We start from the raw sequence: 16,588 nt of genomic DNA on the forward strand, positions 1-16,588 counted from the left end.
TATCCGACCTCAGTTCGTGCGCTGTGAAGGGGCGTACTTGCGCTCTATAGCGCGGTCAGCAAAGACACCAGCTACCGTCACTACGAGCGCGGCCGGCACGCCGACCCACCAGGACAGGCCCAAGTGTCGGCTCGCCAACAGAATCATCAGGGCCAACGCGCACCCCAGCAACGACACCAGTAACGTCCATCCGGGCAGCTTGCCCGCTTCGGTGCTTCGGTTCATGTCTTTTCGCCCTACAGCACTCGATGCATAGAGAACCGCCCGTCGTCCGCTGCGACTGCTGCGTTGCGACCAACGTCCGTCTCGATGTAGACGCACCGGTGCTCGCGGCGCTTGATGGCCTGCCACACTTGCTTGAATACCTCCTCGCCTTCATCACCGCGTGGGCCGAAGAGAACCAAGTGGCTGACGGCTTCATAGAGGAGAGCTTGTTTATCGGCCTCGTTTGCTGCGCGGAGATAGTCGACCCACAGCAGGCAAACATGGTGAAGTCGGTTGAACCCGGGCGCGTCCTGCGGGCGGGAATCTGCGGGTGGAGCAAGTCGCTGCATTTTTTTCCTTTCCTTGCCTTACTGGGCGGGCTTCCAACCGATGTCCTCGCTGCACACAACCGGTGTGCCGTCCGCAGATACCTTCGCCCCCTGCTGCGCAACACAGGGAACCCCTTGAAAGGCTGAGCGATCCTTCTCCAGGTAGTACCGGCCGATGCTGGCCATCGCGATAGCGATACCGAACAAGACGAGCTTCGTTTTGATGCCCATAATTGCTAATGCCCTTCCTGCGTAGTTAGCGCGTGGTCGAAAGCGCCTTCGAATCGCGCAGTTCCCGGTGGCCGGCATGGAAGGCACGTTTCATTGTCGCCCGATTCCACGTTGAACCTCACGCCAAAAGAGATATGTTTTTGGTGAACTTTCGAGGTTTTGGGTCGAAATCCCCCCGAACTGCAAGAAAAACCCCGACATCGGAGAACGGCATCATCGGCAGGCCAGCAACGAAATGAATGGACTCCCCTGCCGAAGGGGGATGTCCGGCTCTCCCGCAAATGCACGTTGCAATGAAAAAGCCCCGAACGTCTTGAGCGACGCCGGGGCTGATTGAAGGGAACGCGGTGGCGGTCAATGAACCGGCGGCTTTTCACCGGGTTCCGCGGAGCGAAGGATGTAGCAGTCACCGGCGACGGGCACAATCTGACCAGACTCTGTCAGGTTCCAGCACGACGGCCCGGCGCTCTTGACGCCGCGATCAACGATCTGGATAAGGGGGCGCTGGGGCTTTCCCTCATCCGGCACAGTTCCCGGCGCGTGCCGGGATTCGCTGTATAGCGTGACCACAGTCACAGGGCGTGCACCTGGTGCTTCATGGGGCGATTGCGCCAGCGCGACTTGCGTGGGCAGGCAAAGCGAAGCTGCGAAGAGAACTGCGCAGCGCAGGATCGCCGCGGGTTTCGTGGAAATAGTGGTTGCACTCATGAGTGGGCTCCTTTCAGAAATGGGAAAGGCCCGTAACGGGCCCAATTGGAGAGAGCTTCCACGTGCGAGAAGCATTCGCTGATACCTAGAACAGCTGCGGAGCAGTCTCCGATCCGGCAAGCGATTGCGAACACTCGCGGATGAACTCGCGCTTTGTGCGAGCGACTGACTTCACTCCATGGTGGCGGGCCACAAAAGCACGAGCTTCCGCCAAGGTAATGTGGTTGAGATCCAGCTTAGTGACTAACGTTTGCAGCGTGCACCGATCGATCATCACGGCCGCTCCGTCAAGGTGGACAGTTCAGCCACGCACGTCGCCCAGTCGATCAGTCCTGATTGGTGGCGCTGCATGATGGCCGACCGCTTCACGCCCAAGGCCCAGCGGGCCGTTGAAGCCACGCGGTCTAGTGCGCCGCTGTCGATCCTCCGATAACCGAGTCCCATCATCTCCTCAACGGCCGCAAGCATTGTGTCGTGCGCTGCGTGGCCGGAGAAGCCGTCCAGGTCGAAGTACTGCACGCGAAAATGGCACGGAGAACTCGCGTCAGGAAGGACGAAGGCCCACGCATCGCGCGAGACCGAACGGCACTCTATGCCGATTGGCACGCCAGCGTGCCGCCCCATCAATTTCTGATACGCGATCTGCGCGGGTCTTGCAGCATCGCGCAGGTGCTCGGCGAAGCCAGGATCAAGGTCACGGTCCTCGCCGCAGACGCGCATCCACGAACGAGTCCTATAACGAGCAAGCAGGTGGCGAGGTTCGACGTAGGCGAGCATGCCATGCTGGTTTAGCACGGCGACCGTGTTGTCCGGCTGATCTGAGGCGAAGGCCTTTGTTGTGACCGTCACGGAATTGCCGGCGCGGAAGCCCCAGCTGTGGCTCTCCTTGTTGGCATGAACCAGACGAAGCTTCATTCCGTCAGTGAAATCGATCTTTTGCATGAGTGGACTCCTATGTGGAACCCACATCCCCAATGCGGGAAGCGGGTCCCGTCGGGTGAATATGCGAAGCGTCCTCCACGATGGTGGTGGACAGGAGGGGTTGGACGTGGCCTACAGCCAAGCCGAGCGAACGAGTTTCATGAGGCGCCTGGTTCGGCGTATCGCGCGGACGCGAAACGCCAGCCAAAGGCCGCCAGTGCAGACGACCGCAGAGCCGCAACCCAACAACTGCGCGTTGAGCAGGGCCGCGTTCGTAGAAGTGACGAGGAAATAGGATGCGGACATCAGCATTGCCACTACCAGAAGGACAGCGGCGTCCGATGCACGAGTTTGAGACATGGCAAGACTCCCTAAGAGAACGAAGCCTTGCCCCATAGGGAAGGCCCCTATGGGTGGAGAAATGAGGTGTGCCGGCGAGCCAGCAAGGTCGATGCGTCAGAGACGCGGATGATCACGCTGATTTTAAGGGAGGCAGGAAGCATCGACAAGCCGCGCTCCTGCGGCACAAAAAAAAAAGCCCTCACGAATGAGGGCGGGTAGGAACGGGTCATCTGAGAGAGCTTCCGTAGCGAGGCGCTACAGAGACAATCTTAGGGGCATTCGGGTCGCGGCCATGCCTCGAAAGCTCCCCAATTTCGCCTCCTTTTCTCCATCAGAACAGCGCGAGCTGATCATCAGGAACGAACACTCGCATGGCCGGCCTGGTCACTGCTGGCTGCTCTGGATCCGCGCTTACGTGAAGAATCGACAGTAGGTCGGCGGCTTCTCCGTCACCGTCGACGTCCGGCAGGGCCTCCGCGCATTCGGTGTCGTTCTCCGCTGCCGGCATGTCCACCAAGGTCTCCATGGCCTCACGGAAACGCTTCAATCGAAGCTTCGCGCCCCAACCGCCTAGGATGTGCGCCGGCGTGAACCAGTTGGCCCAAGACTCCACCGACAGAGCATTTCCGTGAACGACGATGGCGGGAATGTTCAGGAGTGATAGTTGGACATACGCCATGTGCACGCACCGCGGATCGATATCAATGCATGTTGCGTGCATGGTCTGCTGATAGTTCCGGCCGGCATCGTGCAGAGCGTCGGCGCAGGCGATGACCATGCCGCCGGCCCCGCACGCTGGCTCGCTGATCGTGACGAAGCCATCTCAGTCGATATACGGATTGCCATCGCCGATGTTCATGCGGGCCATCATCCGGGAGACGTCGTACGGGGTGAAATACTGCCCTGCCCTGTCGTTGCCGAGCTCGAGCATCATGTAAGTTTGCCCAAGGATATCGGCCAGGCCGTCGCCATTGGGCACCAGCTGCTGAACGCGAGCCTCGAACGTGAGCGTCAATGCTCCCAGCATGCTTGCGAACCGCGCCAGGTCGTCACGCTCGTACCGTTTGGCGATCTCAAGGTATCGCTTCTCACGCACATCGAAATGATGGCGATCGACAGCATTGCTGATGGCCAGCGCGGACATCTCAACGAAATCCGAGAAGACCTCATGCGTCGAATGTTTGTGGCCAAAAGCCTTGAAGAGCGACAGCAATTCCTTGTGAGGATCACTGGCGTTGCCTTCGAACTTGCGTTTCGCTGCGCGGCTCATGGGCACGCCCTACGCAGAAACGGGTACGCCGCCGACTCCCGGCGAAGGAATGGGAAACTGTTGGTGGGCATTTTGGTAGGGTGCGATGCCCGGGATCACCCCTACCGGGACGATTCCCGGACGGGTTGAAGTAGATGGTTCAGTGCCCAACGAATTGAGCGAGGCGCACGGCAAGATCACGATTCAGCCGGATCTCCCAATGCTCGTTGAACTGTCGAATCTCGGCGCCAGGGAATGGCCGCCGTTGTGTGGGCGCAAACGATGCATCGACGCGGAACTCGTGCAGACACGCGGCGAGGGGAAGTTCGCCAGAGTGCTTCGCAAAGACCGCCAGGGCGGTTACGACCAAGCGCGCGCGCTCAACTGAGCCAGCGCGCAACCACCGCATGCCAGGCTGTTGGCCCGCCGCTGGCTCAGATGTTGCGGAAAGACGCAAAACCCCTGTCTCGCGCGTCAAGCGCATGCTGAGGACCGCGTTGTCCGCGAAGGCCCCGCGCAGCAGGTTTGCAGCGTGCTCGACAGCGACTGGTTGCATAGTTGGGGCGACCATCTCTTGCCAGAGCTTGTCCAGATCGGGAATCTCGCCAGCGTCGATGATTTGCCAGACGTTGCGGGGGCCATCGAGAAATACCCGCGTTTCGTCGACGCGATGACCGAGCTGCATGCTTGCCTTGTCGACAAGGTTTGCGGTTATCCGTTTCAGGAACGCTCGGCGGTGGCGCAGCCGCGACTCAGTGGAGCGCAGGCGGGCCGCTGGTCGTGTTGCATGGGGGAAGAGGTTCGATTCCAGTACAGCGATGCGATCCATGTCGGCGGCGCTGGACTGCACGGCGGCCAGGAACTGGCCGATGAGTTGGTTGTACATTCTGGTCTTCTCAATGAAATGAGGGAGACCACCCCATCGGGAGGTCTCCCGATGGAAGGAATTGGTGCGTCAGAAGCTGGCGTGAATGCTCGCCGCCGACGGCACAGTTATTCAGCCAAGCTGACCCAGTGGCGGGCAGCTTGCCTGGACACGTCGGCAACCGGCTCGCTCCGGACAAGAGCCTCTTGGCCACCCGGCACGGCCTTCAGTTCGTCTACGTCTGCGCCCTCGATGTCGTGATCCACGATGATCACGGTGGGATAGCCATCGCTTTCAACTTCCCGCACGAGGCCGCCGCTCAGATGAACGATGACCGTAGGGTTCGCGATGCTGGTAGGTTGATTGCTCATGGGTACTTCCTCAGTGTTTTCGGGAAGCGCCCGCCGGGACGTTTCCCGAAAGGGTGAAATGAGAGTTGCCGTGCAGATCCGAAAGGATCCACACGGCATATTGGTCAATGAAGACCGTAACTGAGATTGCTGGCGAGGATCATCTCTCGCGCGGCATGCTGCTTGAAGCCACCGAGGTTCTGGCGAATCCATGCGGCTGCAAGCTCATTCACATGTGCTTCATCGCGATAGATGTCACCTCCGAACCGACGCAGAAGAAAGGCGTGATAAGCCTCATGCGCGGCGCCGGCGATGCTGCGGCCGCTCGTAGCATCCAGACGATCAACCATGATGCTTGGGGCAACGCAGTTGAATGTACGGGTGTACACGTCACCGTCCCAAGCAGCCAAGGACTCATGGCCGTTGTTGAACTCAAAGAAGTCTCCTTCCTTCACCAACGTCCGACCAGGTGTGCAACCTTCATCCAGTGACACGAAAGCGTCACCGAGGATGTCGCGAACGACATCGATCGCAGTCCAACGGGCTTCCATATGCATTACTCCATAGGAATAGCGCGCAGGTAGCCCATCCCTTGCGGGGATGAATCCCCGCGCGGGAAATGAAAAAGCGAACGTGATCAGGCCGGCTGGCCCGAAAGATGAGAGAACTTTGTGAGCGCCCACAGGACTGCAACTGCCAAGGCAGCGACAGCCAGAGTGGAGAGCTGAAACGACAGCAGCGCAAGGTTCGACGTCGTGACGATGAAGAACAGGGCTGCGAAAAGAATCACGACCAGCGCAACGATGGCGACGGCCGTTTCACGGGTTTCAATGACGGGCATGATGGCTCCAATGGAAGATGGAGCCATGGCCCATTAGGGACAAAGCCCCAATGGGAGAAGAAAAGAAGATGGCCGGTACGCCGGCGAGGTCGATGCGCTAAAAGCGCGGAGAATCGGACGGATAGTACCTCGCACCAGCGCCAAGAACAAGCGCCTCGGGTCAGGCCGCGCCCTTCATTTCCGGCATGCAATCCCTGAAGTCCAAATGGAGAGCCCGCACCGGGATCATGTTCGCCTCGGCATCCGTCGAGACAAGCGCCGCCATCTGCGCCGCGTAGCAAACCAGGCCATTTGCGCAACGAACCACGTTGTCGATTAGAGCCATGGGGTATCCGGTGCTGGACCTGGACATGGGATGCATACCGCCGTGCGTGAAACTGTGCAACGCCCGCAAGGACTGCGCGCGGTACTCATCGAGATGCGCCACGATGCCCTTGACGCGTGGGTCATCGAGCTTGAGCAGCTCGTCAAACATGACCTTCACGCCCGGCGCACTGTCAGCCGCACGGGCCGACTCTTCCGTAAGCGGCTCATGGTACTGCCGCACCCATTTCTCGTCGGCTGCCTCCAGCAGCCAAACGCCGCGAATCAGCGTCTCGAACTGCGGCCGGAACAGCGCCATCGCTGCGTTTGGCATCCCGATCGTAAGCAATGCCACGGCGCCGGCCGCGTGCTCCACCGACATCAGTGCGCACTGGTATGCGGAGATCGTTCTTGGATGGTCCGTAGTAACTGCATTGGTCATGCAGGCCACAGCAGCGGAGTGAAGTTCGGCCGAACGCGCCAGAATATCGGCAGCCATAGTTATGTGAGCACCTTTATCTCGTTAGCCTCTCGCCGCGCCTGTCGAACGCGGTTGACTACATCCCAGCGCCGCTTCTCTACCTCCTCCGGGTTCTCTAGGTTGGCAAAGTCCGGCATCGGCCCATCCCCAACGAACGGCTTGTAATCTTGAGGAAGCTTGCCCTCGGCCTTCAGCTTGTCGCGCTGAAGGCGGCCCAGCCCGTCAGTCGTTTCCGTGATTGCCACGTAGTCCCAACGAGTGGGCACGGCCGCGTCGGAAAACCAAGCCTCCCCCTCGCCCTGGCCAACGATGGCGACGACATCGTAGATCCTCCCAGCGGAAGACGGCACGGCCCGCACCTCGAAGCGCAACACCTCCGGCCGCGGATGCCAAAAGACCCTGTCCAGGTAGCGCTTGAACGTGAAGGCGTCCATTCGGGCGATTTCACTGTATTGAGGCTCACCGGGGGGGATGAACTCGCGCTCGTCGCGCGGCCGAGTGCCGAGGGAGACCTCACGAGGCATGGGAGCAGGGGCGTTGGGCATGATTTTCCGCAAAAGACACACGAAATTCTATAGCTTTCGCGGCTGCGACCGGCTCCGCACACCCCGAAAATGGTTCTCGGGGCATCTCGCCCGCCGGTAGCCTTGACTTCGCCGCGGCGCCGGTATCTTGGTCTTAGACCATTCCGTACCTTGATGCCATGCGCTTTACCCGATTCGAACGCTACGAGCCGATCCAACGCAACACGCGCCGCGAGGTCGCATTCTCGCGCAAGCAGGCGCGCGAGCGTGACCGCTACCCCCTCTTCTCCGATCACGTCGCATGCGAGCAGCACGGCGTGGACGAAGAGTTTGCGCGTCGGCAGCGGCAATCCGATCGATTCGAGACGACACAGCGTGCCTTTCACGCTCGAGTCTGGCGCAAAGCCCGTACTCGATTCTTCTCGTTGCCGGAAGCCGTCAAACAGCAAATCCGCGACAAACGGCTGACATGGCCGGGGCCCACGACGGCGATGTACTTTAGCTTCATCGTCGAAGAGCTGAGCGGCGATCAAGCTCGCCGAGTAGCCGAGGCTGCGGCGAAACTCGAGGACAACCGCGCGCGAGGTCGCGCCGGCACGGGCGTGCAGCAGCGCATGGGGCTCACGCGATGACACCCACTGCCGAGCAAGACTGCGCCGTGGAGACCGTTCTCTCTGGCGGACCTGTCAAGGTCAAGGCGTACGCCGGCGCGGGGAAGAGTTCCACGCTCAGAATGACCGCGCAAGCACTGCCACGCTCCCGCGGCTACTACCTGGCTTTCAACAAGGACATTGCCGAGGAGGCCAAGGGCAAGTTTCCGAAGAACACGACCTGCAAGACGTTCAATTCGCTGGCCTTCGGTGCAACGCGACCGGAGATCACCCGCAAGCTCAAGAACCCTGTCGAGCCTCCATTTCAACTGGCGCAGCGCTACGGCCTTGGCACCGTGCGGCTGCCGACGACAATCGGCAAGGATCTGGAGCTTGGCCCCAGCAAACTTGCTCGCATGGTGATGGATGGCGTGGCCCGCTTCTGCCGATCCGCTCAGGCCGAGCCGCTGGCATGGCACATTCCGGTCGACGAGATCGTGAAGGAAGACGAAGCCGAGCACTTGCGCAACAGCCTTCTCCCTCACGTCAAGAAACACTGGGCCGAGTGCATCGCCCCCAATTCGCCCTCCGCAATCACGCACAACATCTACGTGAAGCTGTGGGAACGCAGCCGCCCGCGCATCGGCGCCGATTTCATCCTGTTCGACGAGGCCCAGGACGCTGATGGACTGATGCTCTCCGTTCTACGCGCCCAACAAGCCCAGGTAGTCTACGTCGGCGATCCGTATCAGCAGATCTACGAGTGGCGCGGCGCCGTCAATGCGATGGAGCACATTCGCGCGCCCGAGTGCGCGTTGACCGAGTCCTTTCGCTTCGGGCCCGCGATCGCTCAGTTGGCCAGCCGGATGCTCCGTCTCATGGACGAAGAAACGCCGCTGCGAGGCCAGGACGACATCGAGTCGCGCATCCTCCTCGACGAAAGCCCCGGTTTGCAGAAGTTCGACGCCATCCTCTGTCGGAAGAACGCCACGCTGCTGGCAAAGCTCGCAGAAGGCATTAGTCGTGGCCACAAGGTCGCAGTGCGCGCCAAGGCTGAAGACCTGCGCGCATTCGCCGACGGCGCCGAGCGCCTGATGCGCGGCGAGCGCGTCTTCTATCCGGCTGCCCTTGCCCTGTTTGAGACGTGGGAGGAAGTTCAAGAGTACGCCGAGTCCTTCGCCGGCCGCGACCTGCAGCCATTCGTGAAGCTGATTGACAACGAGGGCGTGGACTACCTGCGCTTGATCCTCACCCGCGTCACGCCTGAGAAGGATGCGGACTACGTCCTCTCGACGGTACACCGGGGCAAAGGGCTGGAGTGGGATCACGTGCAGCTCGCCGGCGACTTCAAGTTCAAGCAGGACGAGGGGCGGCTCACGATGACGCCCGAGGAAATGCGGCTGCTCTATGTCGCCATGACGCGCGCCAAGCACGTGCTCGATGTCAGCGAGATTCGCCGCGACCTGTACACCATGTTCCGGGAAGCCGGAGTCTAGGAGGACCCATGATCACCGTGCGGATTGGCGGGAACGAGTTCCCGATCGACGATGTGCTGGAGGAACCGGGGCGCTATGCTCGCCACCTTGAGCGCGCAAAGACCATCCAGGGATTTGCAGAATGCGGCTGCGTTCAAACCCGGCCGCGCCCGAAACTGGTCATTCGCCGCCACCGCGACATCTTTCTGCTGGCTCGCTGGCCGGAGCAGGCCCACCGCCACGCCGATTGTTGCCCTTTCCACCGTCAGGCACAGGGCAAGCCAGGCTCCGGGGACAATCTCGACGCCTTCCGCACGCGCGATGGCCAGCACGACATTCGCCTTGATGCGACGTTATCGGTCAGCGCACGTACACCGGCAAGGACCATCCAGCAGACGCCCAAGGGCGAGACCACCAAACCCCAACGACGATCCGCAGGCCTGCTCGCATTTCTCGAGTACGCGTGGGAGCACGCGGGCCTCAACGTCTGGCCCGGTACAGGCTCTCGTGGCTGGAATGCCTGCTGGTCGCAACTCACGACAGAGTTCGCCGACTGCCGCATCAATGGCAAATCGGCAGACAGCCTTCTGCACGTGATGCAGCGCTGGGACCCGGCACGCAAGGCCGAGCTCCTGGCCGAGTTCGAGGCCTGGCAGGCTCGCCTCACGCCGACGGCGGCCGGCTCGCCGCGCGGAATTGTCATTGGGGAGATCGATTCGCACGAGACAACCCAGTACGGCGGAAAGATCGTGCTACGTCAGAGCACTCAACGATTCTTCTTGTCGGGCGGACACTATGAGCGGCTCCAGGCGTCGTTCGGTACCGCGCTGGCGGGTATTGGGAAAGCCGACCAGCGCTGCATCGCAGTCCTGCTCGTCGAGAAATCCAAGTCCAATTATCTGACGGTGGTCGATATCGCCGTGATGCTGGCCAACCGCCAGTTTCTGCCCTGTGATTCGTCCCATGAAGTCGCGATGGCCGACTACCTGGTCAGCCTGCGGCGAGCTTTCCGGAAGCCGCTGCGCCATGTTGGCCGGGCGCCCGTGCACCCTGACTTCGTACTCACCGACGTTGAGCCGGAGAGGGTGATCGAGGTACTGGGCATGACCGGCAACGCCGAGTATGACGCGCGGATGGTGGAGAAGCGGGCGCATTATCAGGCTGCGGGCACGCCTTTCACCGAGTGGGACGCCACTGCGCACCCCGTCACATCCGTCCGTCTGCCCCCTCCTGCTCGCCCCAATGACGGCACCTGACATTGCTTCGGCCGCACAGATCGAGAGGCAGTATGCCCAGGCTCTCGATCTCGTCCAGAAGTACCGAGCCGCCTCGATAGTGTTGGTCCAGCGGCACCTACACGTTGACCTCCGAGATGCGGAGGCCCTCTTGCGCCGGATGGCCCAGGAAACCACGATCGTGCGCCGCATGCCGAATGGGCTCTACCAGTTCACCGGCGAAGCGATCGGCGGGGAACTCAAGTCCCTCCACGGCTTTGCCCGCGAAGTGCTCGACGCAGTAGCGACCGGACAGGTCGACGCACACCGGCTGAAGGAGGCAGCTATCCGCTTCGGAATAGCAGAGGACCTCATCGCCACAAGGCGCTGTGGCGAGCGGTGCCAATGCACCGATTTTCCGACCAGATGCCTGCGGGCTCGTATGCGCCAGTCTCCCCCAGTTACACCCCTGCCTTGACATTGGGAACAGGCCGATAGGCTGAAAGGGTCAATGGCTGCCCCTGGACCACATGAAACCCCACTCAACGACTCCCCCCGGTTTGCCTGCGGGTGACGGCGCCCCACCCTCCCATCTGGTAAGCCTGATCGCTTCCCTGATCGCCGCAGATCTCGTTGGCCAGCCAAAAGCCGAGGATCTGCAACTGGTCGAACTGCGTCTCGTCGAATTTCTCGTTCGCGCCAAGACGCACCCGTACTGCGAGCGCCCATCCACCCAGGCGGAAGCAGCAGAACGGGAACACATGGGCTGCGCGTTCTGCGGCACCGGCATCTATGCCACGCCGTCCCCAACCGCTCACATGATGCTTCGCAACGCCCCGGCCTTGCCGCCACGAAAGGACTGAAAAATGCCAACGGACCAAACCGTCTCGCCGGCGATGCGCCGCATTCTTGAAAACCTGGTGGCCGGCCGGCCCACACTTGGCCACCTGCGCGGCCAAAGTGCACACGGCGGGGCCTTCGGCACCGTTCAGGCGCTCCACCGCCGCGGCTGGATCGGCCTGAATGAGGCAACGCAGTGGGTGATTACCCCTGCAGGCCGGACCGCCATCGGTGCCGACGCGCCGGAGCGCGATACCCGGACCATCGACATGTTCGAAGGAGCACCGCTATGAGCGAAAACTCCAAGATTGGCTGGACCGATCACACCTGGAACCCATGGGAGGGCTGTCAGAAAGTCGGCCCCGGATGCGACCACTGCTACGCCGAGACCCGCAATGCGCGCTTCTGCGGCGGCCATGCCGATAACTGGGGGCCAGGCGCGCCGCGCCGCCGCACTTCGGTGGCCAACTGGCGCAAGCCCTTCCGCTGGAACGCCGCTCACGCGGCATTCGCCGCTGTGCACGGCCGCCGGCAGCGCGTCTTCTGCGCAAGTCTGGCCGACGTCTTCGATAACGAAGTGCCGATCGAATGGTTCATCGACGTTCTGGACGTCTGGCGTCAGACCCCGAACCTCGACAAGCAGATCCTGACGAAGCGCATTGGCAACGTCACCAAGCGGCTGGGTGAAGCGTTCAACGCCCTGCTATTGCGAGAGGACTGCGACGACAACCCCACGGTGCCGTGGCTGGCCACATGGATTGCCGGCAACGCGCCTGCCGACATTTGGCTGGGCGCAACGATCGTCAACCAGGCCGAGGCGGATCGCGACATCCCCAAGCTTCTGAGAACGCCCGCGAAGACTCGCTTCCTTTCCATGGAACCGCTTCTCGGGCACGTCGACGTTTTCTCTACGATCACCGGCGAGCTACTTCACACATCCGGCAACGACTACAACCCTGGCTCGATCGACTGGATCATCGCTGGGGGCGAGAGCGGCACCGGGGCGTCCATTCGCCATATGCACCCCGCGTGGCCTCGGAGCCTACGGGACCAGTGTGCTGCAGCTGATGTGCCGTTCAACCTCAAGCAATGGGGCGAATGGCACACTGCGGCGGTCCACACCGGCACCGGTGAACCTGTGTTCCGTACGTTCGAGACGTTCGACGAATGGGCCAACAAGGCCTCGACATGGGTTGGCAACGGTATCTGCCTCGACAGGCACGGCCAGCTGCTGGCCAGAGGCGAAGACTTCATGCGGGCACGTGACGAGGGGCGCTTCCCGGTCACCGTCATGCACCGCGTGGGCACCAAGGCCTCCGGCCGGCTGCTCGACGGCGTGGTACACGACGCGTTTCCAACGACAACCCTCGATGTCGCCGCGGCTTGCCATCGCGCCCTCGAGCATGGAGTCACCTAAGGGTTCAGCCTGCGTAGGCCAACGGATTCAACATATTCCGCCCTTCACGGGGTAACAATGTAGCGGCAAAGCTGTAATGTCCGGTTTTAGCAAAGCAGAAATGTCCGCTTGAGGCGCTCTTCGTGGTATTCAGCCAGCCCAGTTGAATGCAATGGATAGCGCCCAGGCGATGGCTAGAACCGACGTCATTACAGTAAGCATGCGCGAGTTAGACAGGCTCAAGACCGTCCAGGCGGTCGTGGATGGTCAGTTGCGGCCCGGCGTGGCCGCCGAACGGTTGCAGATCACCGACCGGCAGTTCCGGCGGCTGTTGGAGCGCTATCGGCAGGAAGGCCCGTCCGGGCTTGTGTCCCGGAAGCGCGGCCGGCCCGCCAACAACCGGCTATCGGCCGATCGCGAGGCTGCAGCGCTTGGCCTGATCCGCGAGCATTACGCCGACTTTGGCCCGACCCTGGCCACCGAGAAGCTGCGCGAGCGCCATGGACTGACGTTGTCCAAAGAAACGATCCGCCGACTGATGACAGCAGCCGGCCTGTGGGTGCCGCGCAAACAAAGGCCGCCGAAGATCTACCAACCTCGTAACCGGCGCGCCTGCCTGGGCGAACTGATTCAGATCGACGGCTGCGATCACCGCTGGTTCGAGGATCGTGCGCCGGCGTGCACGCTGCTGGTCTACGTGGATGACGCTACCAGCCGGATCATGGAGCTGCGTTTTACCTATACGGAGTCTACGTTCAGTTATTTCGCTGCGACGCGGACATATTTGGAGCGCCACGGTAAGCCGGTAGCGTTTTACAGCGACAAGGCGGGTGTCTTCCGCGTCAACCATCCCCACGCCACCGGCGGCGATGGTCATACCCAGTTTGCTCGGGCCTTATTTGAGCTCAACATTGAAGGCATCTGCGCCAACAGTAGCCAGGCCAAGGGACGCGTTGAGCGGGCGCACCTGACGCTGCAAGACCGGTTGGTTAAGGAACTTCGTCTGCGAGGCATTAACACGATGGAGGCTGCCAACGCGTTTGCGACTGAGTTCATCGCCGACTACAACGCGCGCTTTGCCAAAGTGCCGCGCAACAGTCATAACGCCCATCGGGCGCTGCGATCGGATGAAAACCTGGATCTGATCTTTGCATGCCGCGAGCCCCGTCGTGTGTCCAAGAGCCTGACAATCCAGTTCGACAAAATGCTGTATCTGTTGGCGGATACGCCGGAACATCGCAAGCTTGTCGGTCACTACATTGATGTCTATCACTACCCCGATGGCCGGATAGAACCGCGGGCGAATGGCATTGCTCTAACCTTCACCACCTACGACAAGTTATCGGAAGTGAACCAGGGCGCGATCGTGGACAACAAGCGACTCGGACATGTGCTGCAGTTGGCCCAATACGTTCAAGAAAAACGGGACAACACACGATCTCACTCTTTGCATACCACTGAAGGACCTCCCCGCAAGCGTGGACGGCCACCTGGTAAAAAGTCCCAGCGCTCGCTGGATCAGAGCGATATGTTGGAAGGGTTAAAGCGCCTGCAGAAGCCATCGTGGCCCCTTAACGGAACGGATAACTGACTCACTTACTACTGGAACCAAAATTCGCTCTGCTTGCATGATAGCCCTCACCCTGAGCTGGACTCATTCGTGTCAGGCCGGCACCACCGCCCTACGGACAACCCCAAAAAACTGACCAAGCGAGTTGAAGACTCACCGGACATTTTAACTTTGCCGGCGACCGGACATTTCAACTTTGCCTGGACAACAAACTCGATCAAGGTAGCAATGCAGCAGTTCGACAACGAAGAAAGAGAGTATCCCGAGCCGGAGACCGTGCTCGCCATTCGCGGCGCCATCGCCACCGGCCAGATGGGCGGCCCAATGGGCGAGCCGGACAACTGGCTGAACGAGTTCTGGCAGATCGGCGCGGCCCTACGCGACCATGCCGAAATGCTTCAGGGCTTTCAGGGAACCGCCAGGCGGGAGCTATTGAGCACAACGAGCGAGTATTTGACCGCCAATGGGTCGATGATCGAACAGCCCGCCGACCAAACCTGATCGGACCAGGCCGCAGGAAGGCATAATGCCGGCATTTTCAGCCCCCGGGATATGTCATGCCAAGCGGCCTACTTCCATGCGACCACTGCGACGGCGCGCCTTTATATGTTGCCGGCCGCCTGCAGGCAGTTATCGTCTGCGAAGAATGTGGCATGTCCACGCCGCCAGTTCAAATCGACTCCACAGATCCTGATGCGGCTTTCGTGCGCCTGAGCGCCATCTGGAACAGCCGCGTGGAACACCGCCCCGCGGACCTGGAAGCCATCTCTATGCTGGCGCGCCGCACCCTTGGCGAACCCGACATTCCCTATTTCCTCAATCTGCTCGCGTCGACCTCAGGCGACTGGGAGACGAACGGGCCGAAGTTCGCCGCAATTGCCGCAGCTCTGGCGCAGCCCAGTTCCGACTTCCAGCGGGTAGCCCCACCCAGCACAGTGCTTGCGGACGCCGCCCGGTATCGAAAGCTGCTCCGGCGCGCGAGGGTCATCTATGTTGACGGCGCGCCATTGATTCACTTCGAGCATGTCCCTGCCCTGGGGGCCGAGATCGCCGAAGAGGCACTGTCCGACAGTGAATTGGCGTTCTCTGATCGAGAAGCGTTCGTCGGCAGGGCCATAGACGGCCTGCCCGAGGGCTGGCAACCTTGACTTCGCCATCGGCGAGGCAAGCTGGTTGGGTAGCCTCCTAATAAGGACTCCCGATGATTCGCCACCTCGCCGCTGTCGCACTTCTTTGCCTCACCTCGGTCTCCGCTGGAGCACGAGACACCCAACCTCCGCAGTGCGGTACCGTATTTAGCCAAAGCCCTCCGGCCGTCACAAAGCCCGCCGGCCGCACGCAGCTCCTGTGCAATAGGGCATACGCCGTGCTGTACTCGAGCAGCACACGCACCGCGCTGTGGGCGGCAGAACGACTCACCCGTGAAGCCGTGGATGCCGCAAGAACCCTTTCGCGCGACAGCGACTTCTACGAGGAGACTCGGTTGGCCGACGCCGACCGCAGCCGGTTGTCGGACTATGCCCGTTCTGGCTATGACCGCGGTCACCTAGCGCCGAGTGGGGATTTCGCAGACAAGACTGCGCAGGCGGAGAGCTTCAGCCTCGCCAACGTCGTGCCGCAGAACAGTTTTTCAAATCGCCGCACGTGGAGTCATATCGAGACGTCGACTCGGCGGCTTGCCCGCCAGTACGGCACCATTCAGGTGATCACCGGGCCGGCATTCATCCGCGATGTAGGCGCCCTCAACGGACGCGTTCGGATTCCGGACTTTCTCTGGAAGGCGATCTATGTCCCCGGCGTGGGTGCCGCCGCCTACATCGTCCGCAATGACGCGACGCCGGCGTACAGCGTCATCAGCCTGGACGAGCTGCGCCACTTCACCGGAATCGACCCGTTCCCCGCCTTGGGCAAGCCGATGCACTCGGTAGCCATTGAGCTACCGGCTCCGACGCCTCACCCGGGAGAGAAGGCGGCTCGCCGCGTCGCCTTCGCCTGGCTGGCATCCAGCGACAATGTGGGAAGTTCGGCGGGGCCGGGATCTCTCAATCATCTCGTGCGCGATGCCGGGGCGCTGGCTTCCCTGGTTCTTGCCTACGCCCGCTAGCGCGCGCCCCTTCCATACGAACCTTTTCGCTCGAAAGACAAAAGGCGCATC

Annotated in this window: 23 protein-coding genes; 10 read left to right on the forward strand and 13 right to left on the reverse strand. The window is 61.4% G+C overall.

The window, feature by feature from the left end:
- Nucleotides 1-9: 9 nt before the first annotated feature.
- From RN01_RS24940 to RN01_RS25000, 12 genes are all read right to left on the reverse strand, one after another.
- On the reverse strand, nucleotides 10-225 hold the full coding sequence (locus RN01_RS24940) for a hypothetical protein (RefSeq protein ID WP_039016791.1): 216 nt from the start codon (nucleotides 223-225) through the stop codon (nucleotides 10-12).
- A gap of 11 nt (nucleotides 226-236) precedes the next feature.
- Nucleotides 237-554, reverse strand: coding sequence for a hypothetical protein (locus tag RN01_RS24945; RefSeq protein ID WP_039016792.1), 318 nt, complete (start codon nucleotides 552-554; stop codon nucleotides 237-239).
- Nucleotides 555-1,118: 564 nt separating this feature from the next.
- Nucleotides 1,119-1,472 (reverse strand): hypothetical protein, encoded by a 354-nt coding sequence (locus RN01_RS34065; RefSeq protein ID WP_156149787.1) that lies wholly within the window; start codon nucleotides 1,470-1,472, stop codon nucleotides 1,119-1,121.
- Between the two features lie 273 nt (nucleotides 1,473-1,745).
- Nucleotides 1,746-2,414, reverse strand: a complete 669-nt coding sequence (locus RN01_RS24960; protein ID WP_231582302.1) for a hypothetical protein — start codon at nucleotides 2,412-2,414, stop codon at nucleotides 1,746-1,748.
- Between the two features lie 652 nt (nucleotides 2,415-3,066).
- A complete protein-coding gene (locus RN01_RS34745; RefSeq protein WP_231582303.1) occupies nucleotides 3,067-3,513 on the reverse strand; it encodes a hypothetical protein in 447 nt (148 codons plus the stop codon).
- A gap of 45 nt (nucleotides 3,514-3,558) precedes the next feature.
- Nucleotides 3,559-4,005, reverse strand: a complete 447-nt coding sequence (locus RN01_RS34750) for a hypothetical protein (RefSeq protein ID WP_231582304.1) — start codon at nucleotides 4,003-4,005, stop codon at nucleotides 3,559-3,561.
- A 139-nt stretch (nucleotides 4,006-4,144) separates the two neighbouring features.
- Nucleotides 4,145-4,870, reverse strand: a complete 726-nt coding sequence (locus RN01_RS24975; RefSeq protein ID WP_035884575.1) for a hypothetical protein — start codon at nucleotides 4,868-4,870, stop codon at nucleotides 4,145-4,147.
- Between the two features lie 107 nt (nucleotides 4,871-4,977).
- Nucleotides 4,978-5,220 (reverse strand): hypothetical protein, encoded by a 243-nt coding sequence (locus RN01_RS24980; RefSeq protein WP_035884576.1) that lies wholly within the window; start codon nucleotides 5,218-5,220, stop codon nucleotides 4,978-4,980.
- 104 nt (nucleotides 5,221-5,324) lie between these two features.
- Nucleotides 5,325-5,750: a hypothetical protein gene (locus RN01_RS24985; protein WP_035884577.1), complete on the reverse strand. Its 426-nt coding sequence runs from the start codon at nucleotides 5,748-5,750 to the stop codon at nucleotides 5,325-5,327.
- Between the two features lie 86 nt (nucleotides 5,751-5,836).
- Nucleotides 5,837-6,040, reverse strand: a complete 204-nt coding sequence (locus tag RN01_RS24990) for a hypothetical protein (RefSeq protein WP_051705548.1) — start codon at nucleotides 6,038-6,040, stop codon at nucleotides 5,837-5,839.
- 160 nt (nucleotides 6,041-6,200) lie between these two features.
- Nucleotides 6,201-6,842 (reverse strand): hypothetical protein, encoded by a 642-nt coding sequence (locus RN01_RS24995; RefSeq protein WP_035884578.1) that lies wholly within the window; start codon nucleotides 6,840-6,842, stop codon nucleotides 6,201-6,203.
- A 2-nt stretch (nucleotides 6,843-6,844) separates the two neighbouring features.
- Entirely contained in the window at nucleotides 6,845-7,369 is a 525-nt protein-coding gene (locus tag RN01_RS25000; RefSeq protein ID WP_035884579.1) for a hypothetical protein, read from the reverse strand.
- 158 nt (nucleotides 7,370-7,527) lie between these two features.
- On the opposite strand from RN01_RS25000, the gene RN01_RS25005 reads away from it, so the two are divergent.
- The 3 genes from RN01_RS25005 to RN01_RS25015 are packed head-to-tail and all read left to right on the forward strand — an operon-like array spanning nucleotide 7,528 to nucleotide 10,669.
- Nucleotides 7,528-7,980 carry a hypothetical protein gene (locus RN01_RS25005; RefSeq protein ID WP_035884580.1) on the forward strand — a complete coding sequence of 151 codons (453 nt, stop codon included), beginning with the start codon at nucleotides 7,528-7,530 and terminating at the stop codon, nucleotides 7,978-7,980.
- Nucleotides 7,977-9,434 carry a 3'-5' exonuclease gene (locus tag RN01_RS25010; protein ID WP_035884581.1) on the forward strand — a complete coding sequence of 486 codons (1,458 nt, stop codon included), beginning with the start codon at nucleotides 7,977-7,979 and terminating at the stop codon, nucleotides 9,432-9,434. Before RN01_RS25005 ends, RN01_RS25010 begins: the two co-directional genes overlap by 4 nt.
- A gap of 8 nt (nucleotides 9,435-9,442) precedes the next feature.
- A complete protein-coding gene (locus tag RN01_RS25015) occupies nucleotides 9,443-10,669 on the forward strand; it encodes a DUF1173 family protein (RefSeq protein WP_035884582.1) in 1,227 nt (408 codons plus the stop codon).
- A gap of 97 nt (nucleotides 10,670-10,766) precedes the next feature.
- On the opposite strand, the gene RN01_RS34070 is transcribed toward RN01_RS25015, so the two are convergent.
- Nucleotides 10,767-11,033 carry a hypothetical protein gene (locus tag RN01_RS34070; RefSeq protein WP_156149788.1) on the reverse strand — a complete coding sequence of 89 codons (267 nt, stop codon included), beginning with the start codon at nucleotides 11,031-11,033 and terminating at the stop codon, nucleotides 10,767-10,769.
- A 124-nt stretch (nucleotides 11,034-11,157) separates the two neighbouring features.
- Between RN01_RS34070 and RN01_RS25025 the strand changes: the two genes are divergently transcribed.
- From RN01_RS25025 to RN01_RS25055, 7 genes are all read left to right on the forward strand, one after another.
- Nucleotides 11,158-11,490 (forward strand): hypothetical protein, encoded by a 333-nt coding sequence (locus tag RN01_RS25025; protein WP_152564944.1) that lies wholly within the window; start codon nucleotides 11,158-11,160, stop codon nucleotides 11,488-11,490.
- A gap of 3 nt (nucleotides 11,491-11,493) precedes the next feature.
- The gene (locus RN01_RS25030) at nucleotides 11,494-11,760 is read left to right on the forward strand and encodes a hypothetical protein (RefSeq protein WP_035884584.1); all 267 of its coding nucleotides are present in this window, start codon (nucleotides 11,494-11,496) and stop codon (nucleotides 11,758-11,760) included.
- Complete coding sequence (locus RN01_RS25035) at nucleotides 11,757-12,884, forward strand: phage Gp37/Gp68 family protein (RefSeq protein ID WP_039016795.1); 1,128 nt, start codon at nucleotides 11,757-11,759, stop codon at nucleotides 12,882-12,884. The genes RN01_RS25030 and RN01_RS25035 overlap by 4 nt, the downstream gene beginning before the upstream one ends.
- A 169-nt stretch (nucleotides 12,885-13,053) precedes the next feature.
- Nucleotides 13,054-14,454, forward strand: a complete 1,401-nt coding sequence (locus RN01_RS25040) for an ISNCY family transposase (protein ID WP_152564870.1) — start codon at nucleotides 13,054-13,056, stop codon at nucleotides 14,452-14,454.
- A gap of 69 nt (nucleotides 14,455-14,523) precedes the next feature.
- On the forward strand, nucleotides 14,524-14,934 hold the full coding sequence (locus RN01_RS25045) for a hypothetical protein (RefSeq protein ID WP_231582305.1): 411 nt from the start codon (nucleotides 14,524-14,526) through the stop codon (nucleotides 14,932-14,934).
- Between the two features lie 152 nt (nucleotides 14,935-15,086).
- On the forward strand, nucleotides 15,087-15,581 hold the full coding sequence (locus tag RN01_RS25050; protein WP_369799888.1) for a hypothetical protein: 495 nt from the start codon (nucleotides 15,087-15,089) through the stop codon (nucleotides 15,579-15,581).
- Nucleotides 15,582-15,634: 53 nt separating this feature from the next.
- Nucleotides 15,635-16,537 carry a DNA/RNA non-specific endonuclease gene (locus RN01_RS25055; RefSeq protein WP_035882473.1) on the forward strand — a complete coding sequence of 301 codons (903 nt, stop codon included), beginning with the start codon at nucleotides 15,635-15,637 and terminating at the stop codon, nucleotides 16,535-16,537.
- Nucleotides 16,538-16,588: the final 51 nt, after the last annotated feature.

This window comes from Cupriavidus sp. SHE, assembly GCF_000812445.1.
GTDB classification, from domain to species: domain Bacteria; phylum Pseudomonadota; class Gammaproteobacteria; order Burkholderiales; family Burkholderiaceae; genus Cupriavidus; species Cupriavidus metallidurans.

What these genes read in the sequence shown, in the direction of transcription:
- RN01_RS25000 (WP_035884579.1), bottom strand. Translation starts at nt 7,369, where the DNA reads ATGCCCAACGCCCCTGCTCCCATGCCTCGTGAGGTCTCCCTCGGCACT.
- RN01_RS24940 (WP_039016791.1), bottom strand. Translation starts at nt 225, where the DNA reads ATGAACCGAAGCACCGAAGCGGGCAAGCTGCCCGGATGGACGTTACTG.
- RN01_RS24990 (WP_051705548.1), bottom strand. Translation starts at nt 6,040, where the DNA reads ATGCCCGTCATTGAAACCCGTGAAACGGCCGTCGCCATCGTTGCGCTG.
- RN01_RS34065 (WP_156149787.1), bottom strand. Translation starts at nt 1,472, where the DNA reads ATGAGTGCAACCACTATTTCCACGAAACCCGCGGCGATCCTGCGCTGC.
- RN01_RS24975 (WP_035884575.1), bottom strand. Translation starts at nt 4,870, where the DNA reads ATGTACAACCAACTCATCGGCCAGTTCCTGGCCGCCGTGCAGTCCAGC.
- RN01_RS24980 (WP_035884576.1), bottom strand. Translation starts at nt 5,220, where the DNA reads ATGAGCAATCAACCTACCAGCATCGCGAACCCTACGGTCATCGTTCAT.
- RN01_RS25050 (WP_369799888.1), top strand. Translation starts at nt 15,087, where the DNA reads ATGTCCACGCCGCCAGTTCAAATCGACTCCACAGATCCTGATGCGGCT.
- RN01_RS25040 (WP_152564870.1), top strand. Translation starts at nt 13,054, where the DNA reads ATGGCTAGAACCGACGTCATTACAGTAAGCATGCGCGAGTTAGACAGG.
- RN01_RS25015 (WP_035884582.1), top strand. Translation starts at nt 9,443, where the DNA reads ATGATCACCGTGCGGATTGGCGGGAACGAGTTCCCGATCGACGATGTG.
- RN01_RS25025 (WP_152564944.1), top strand. Translation starts at nt 11,158, where the DNA reads ATGAAACCCCACTCAACGACTCCCCCCGGTTTGCCTGCGGGTGACGGC.
- RN01_RS24960 (WP_231582302.1), bottom strand. Translation starts at nt 2,414, where the DNA reads ATGCAAAAGATCGATTTCACTGACGGAATGAAGCTTCGTCTGGTTCAT.
- RN01_RS24995 (WP_035884578.1), bottom strand. Translation starts at nt 6,842, where the DNA reads ATGGCTGCCGATATTCTGGCGCGTTCGGCCGAACTTCACTCCGCTGCT.
- RN01_RS25010 (WP_035884581.1), top strand. Translation starts at nt 7,977, where the DNA reads ATGACACCCACTGCCGAGCAAGACTGCGCCGTGGAGACCGTTCTCTCT.
- RN01_RS25035 (WP_039016795.1), top strand. Translation starts at nt 11,757, where the DNA reads ATGAGCGAAAACTCCAAGATTGGCTGGACCGATCACACCTGGAACCCA.
- RN01_RS25030 (WP_035884584.1), top strand. Translation starts at nt 11,494, where the DNA reads ATGCCAACGGACCAAACCGTCTCGCCGGCGATGCGCCGCATTCTTGAA.
- RN01_RS25005 (WP_035884580.1), top strand. Translation starts at nt 7,528, where the DNA reads ATGCGCTTTACCCGATTCGAACGCTACGAGCCGATCCAACGCAACACG.
- RN01_RS24985 (WP_035884577.1), bottom strand. Translation starts at nt 5,750, where the DNA reads ATGGAAGCCCGTTGGACTGCGATCGATGTCGTTCGCGACATCCTCGGT.
- RN01_RS34745 (WP_231582303.1), bottom strand. Translation starts at nt 3,513, where the DNA reads ATGGTCATCGCCTGCGCCGACGCTCTGCACGATGCCGGCCGGAACTAT.
- RN01_RS34750 (WP_231582304.1), bottom strand. Translation starts at nt 4,005, where the DNA reads ATGAGCCGCGCAGCGAAACGCAAGTTCGAAGGCAACGCCAGTGATCCT.
- RN01_RS25055 (WP_035882473.1), top strand. Translation starts at nt 15,635, where the DNA reads ATGATTCGCCACCTCGCCGCTGTCGCACTTCTTTGCCTCACCTCGGTC.
- RN01_RS24945 (WP_039016792.1), bottom strand. Translation starts at nt 554, where the DNA reads ATGCAGCGACTTGCTCCACCCGCAGATTCCCGCCCGCAGGACGCGCCC.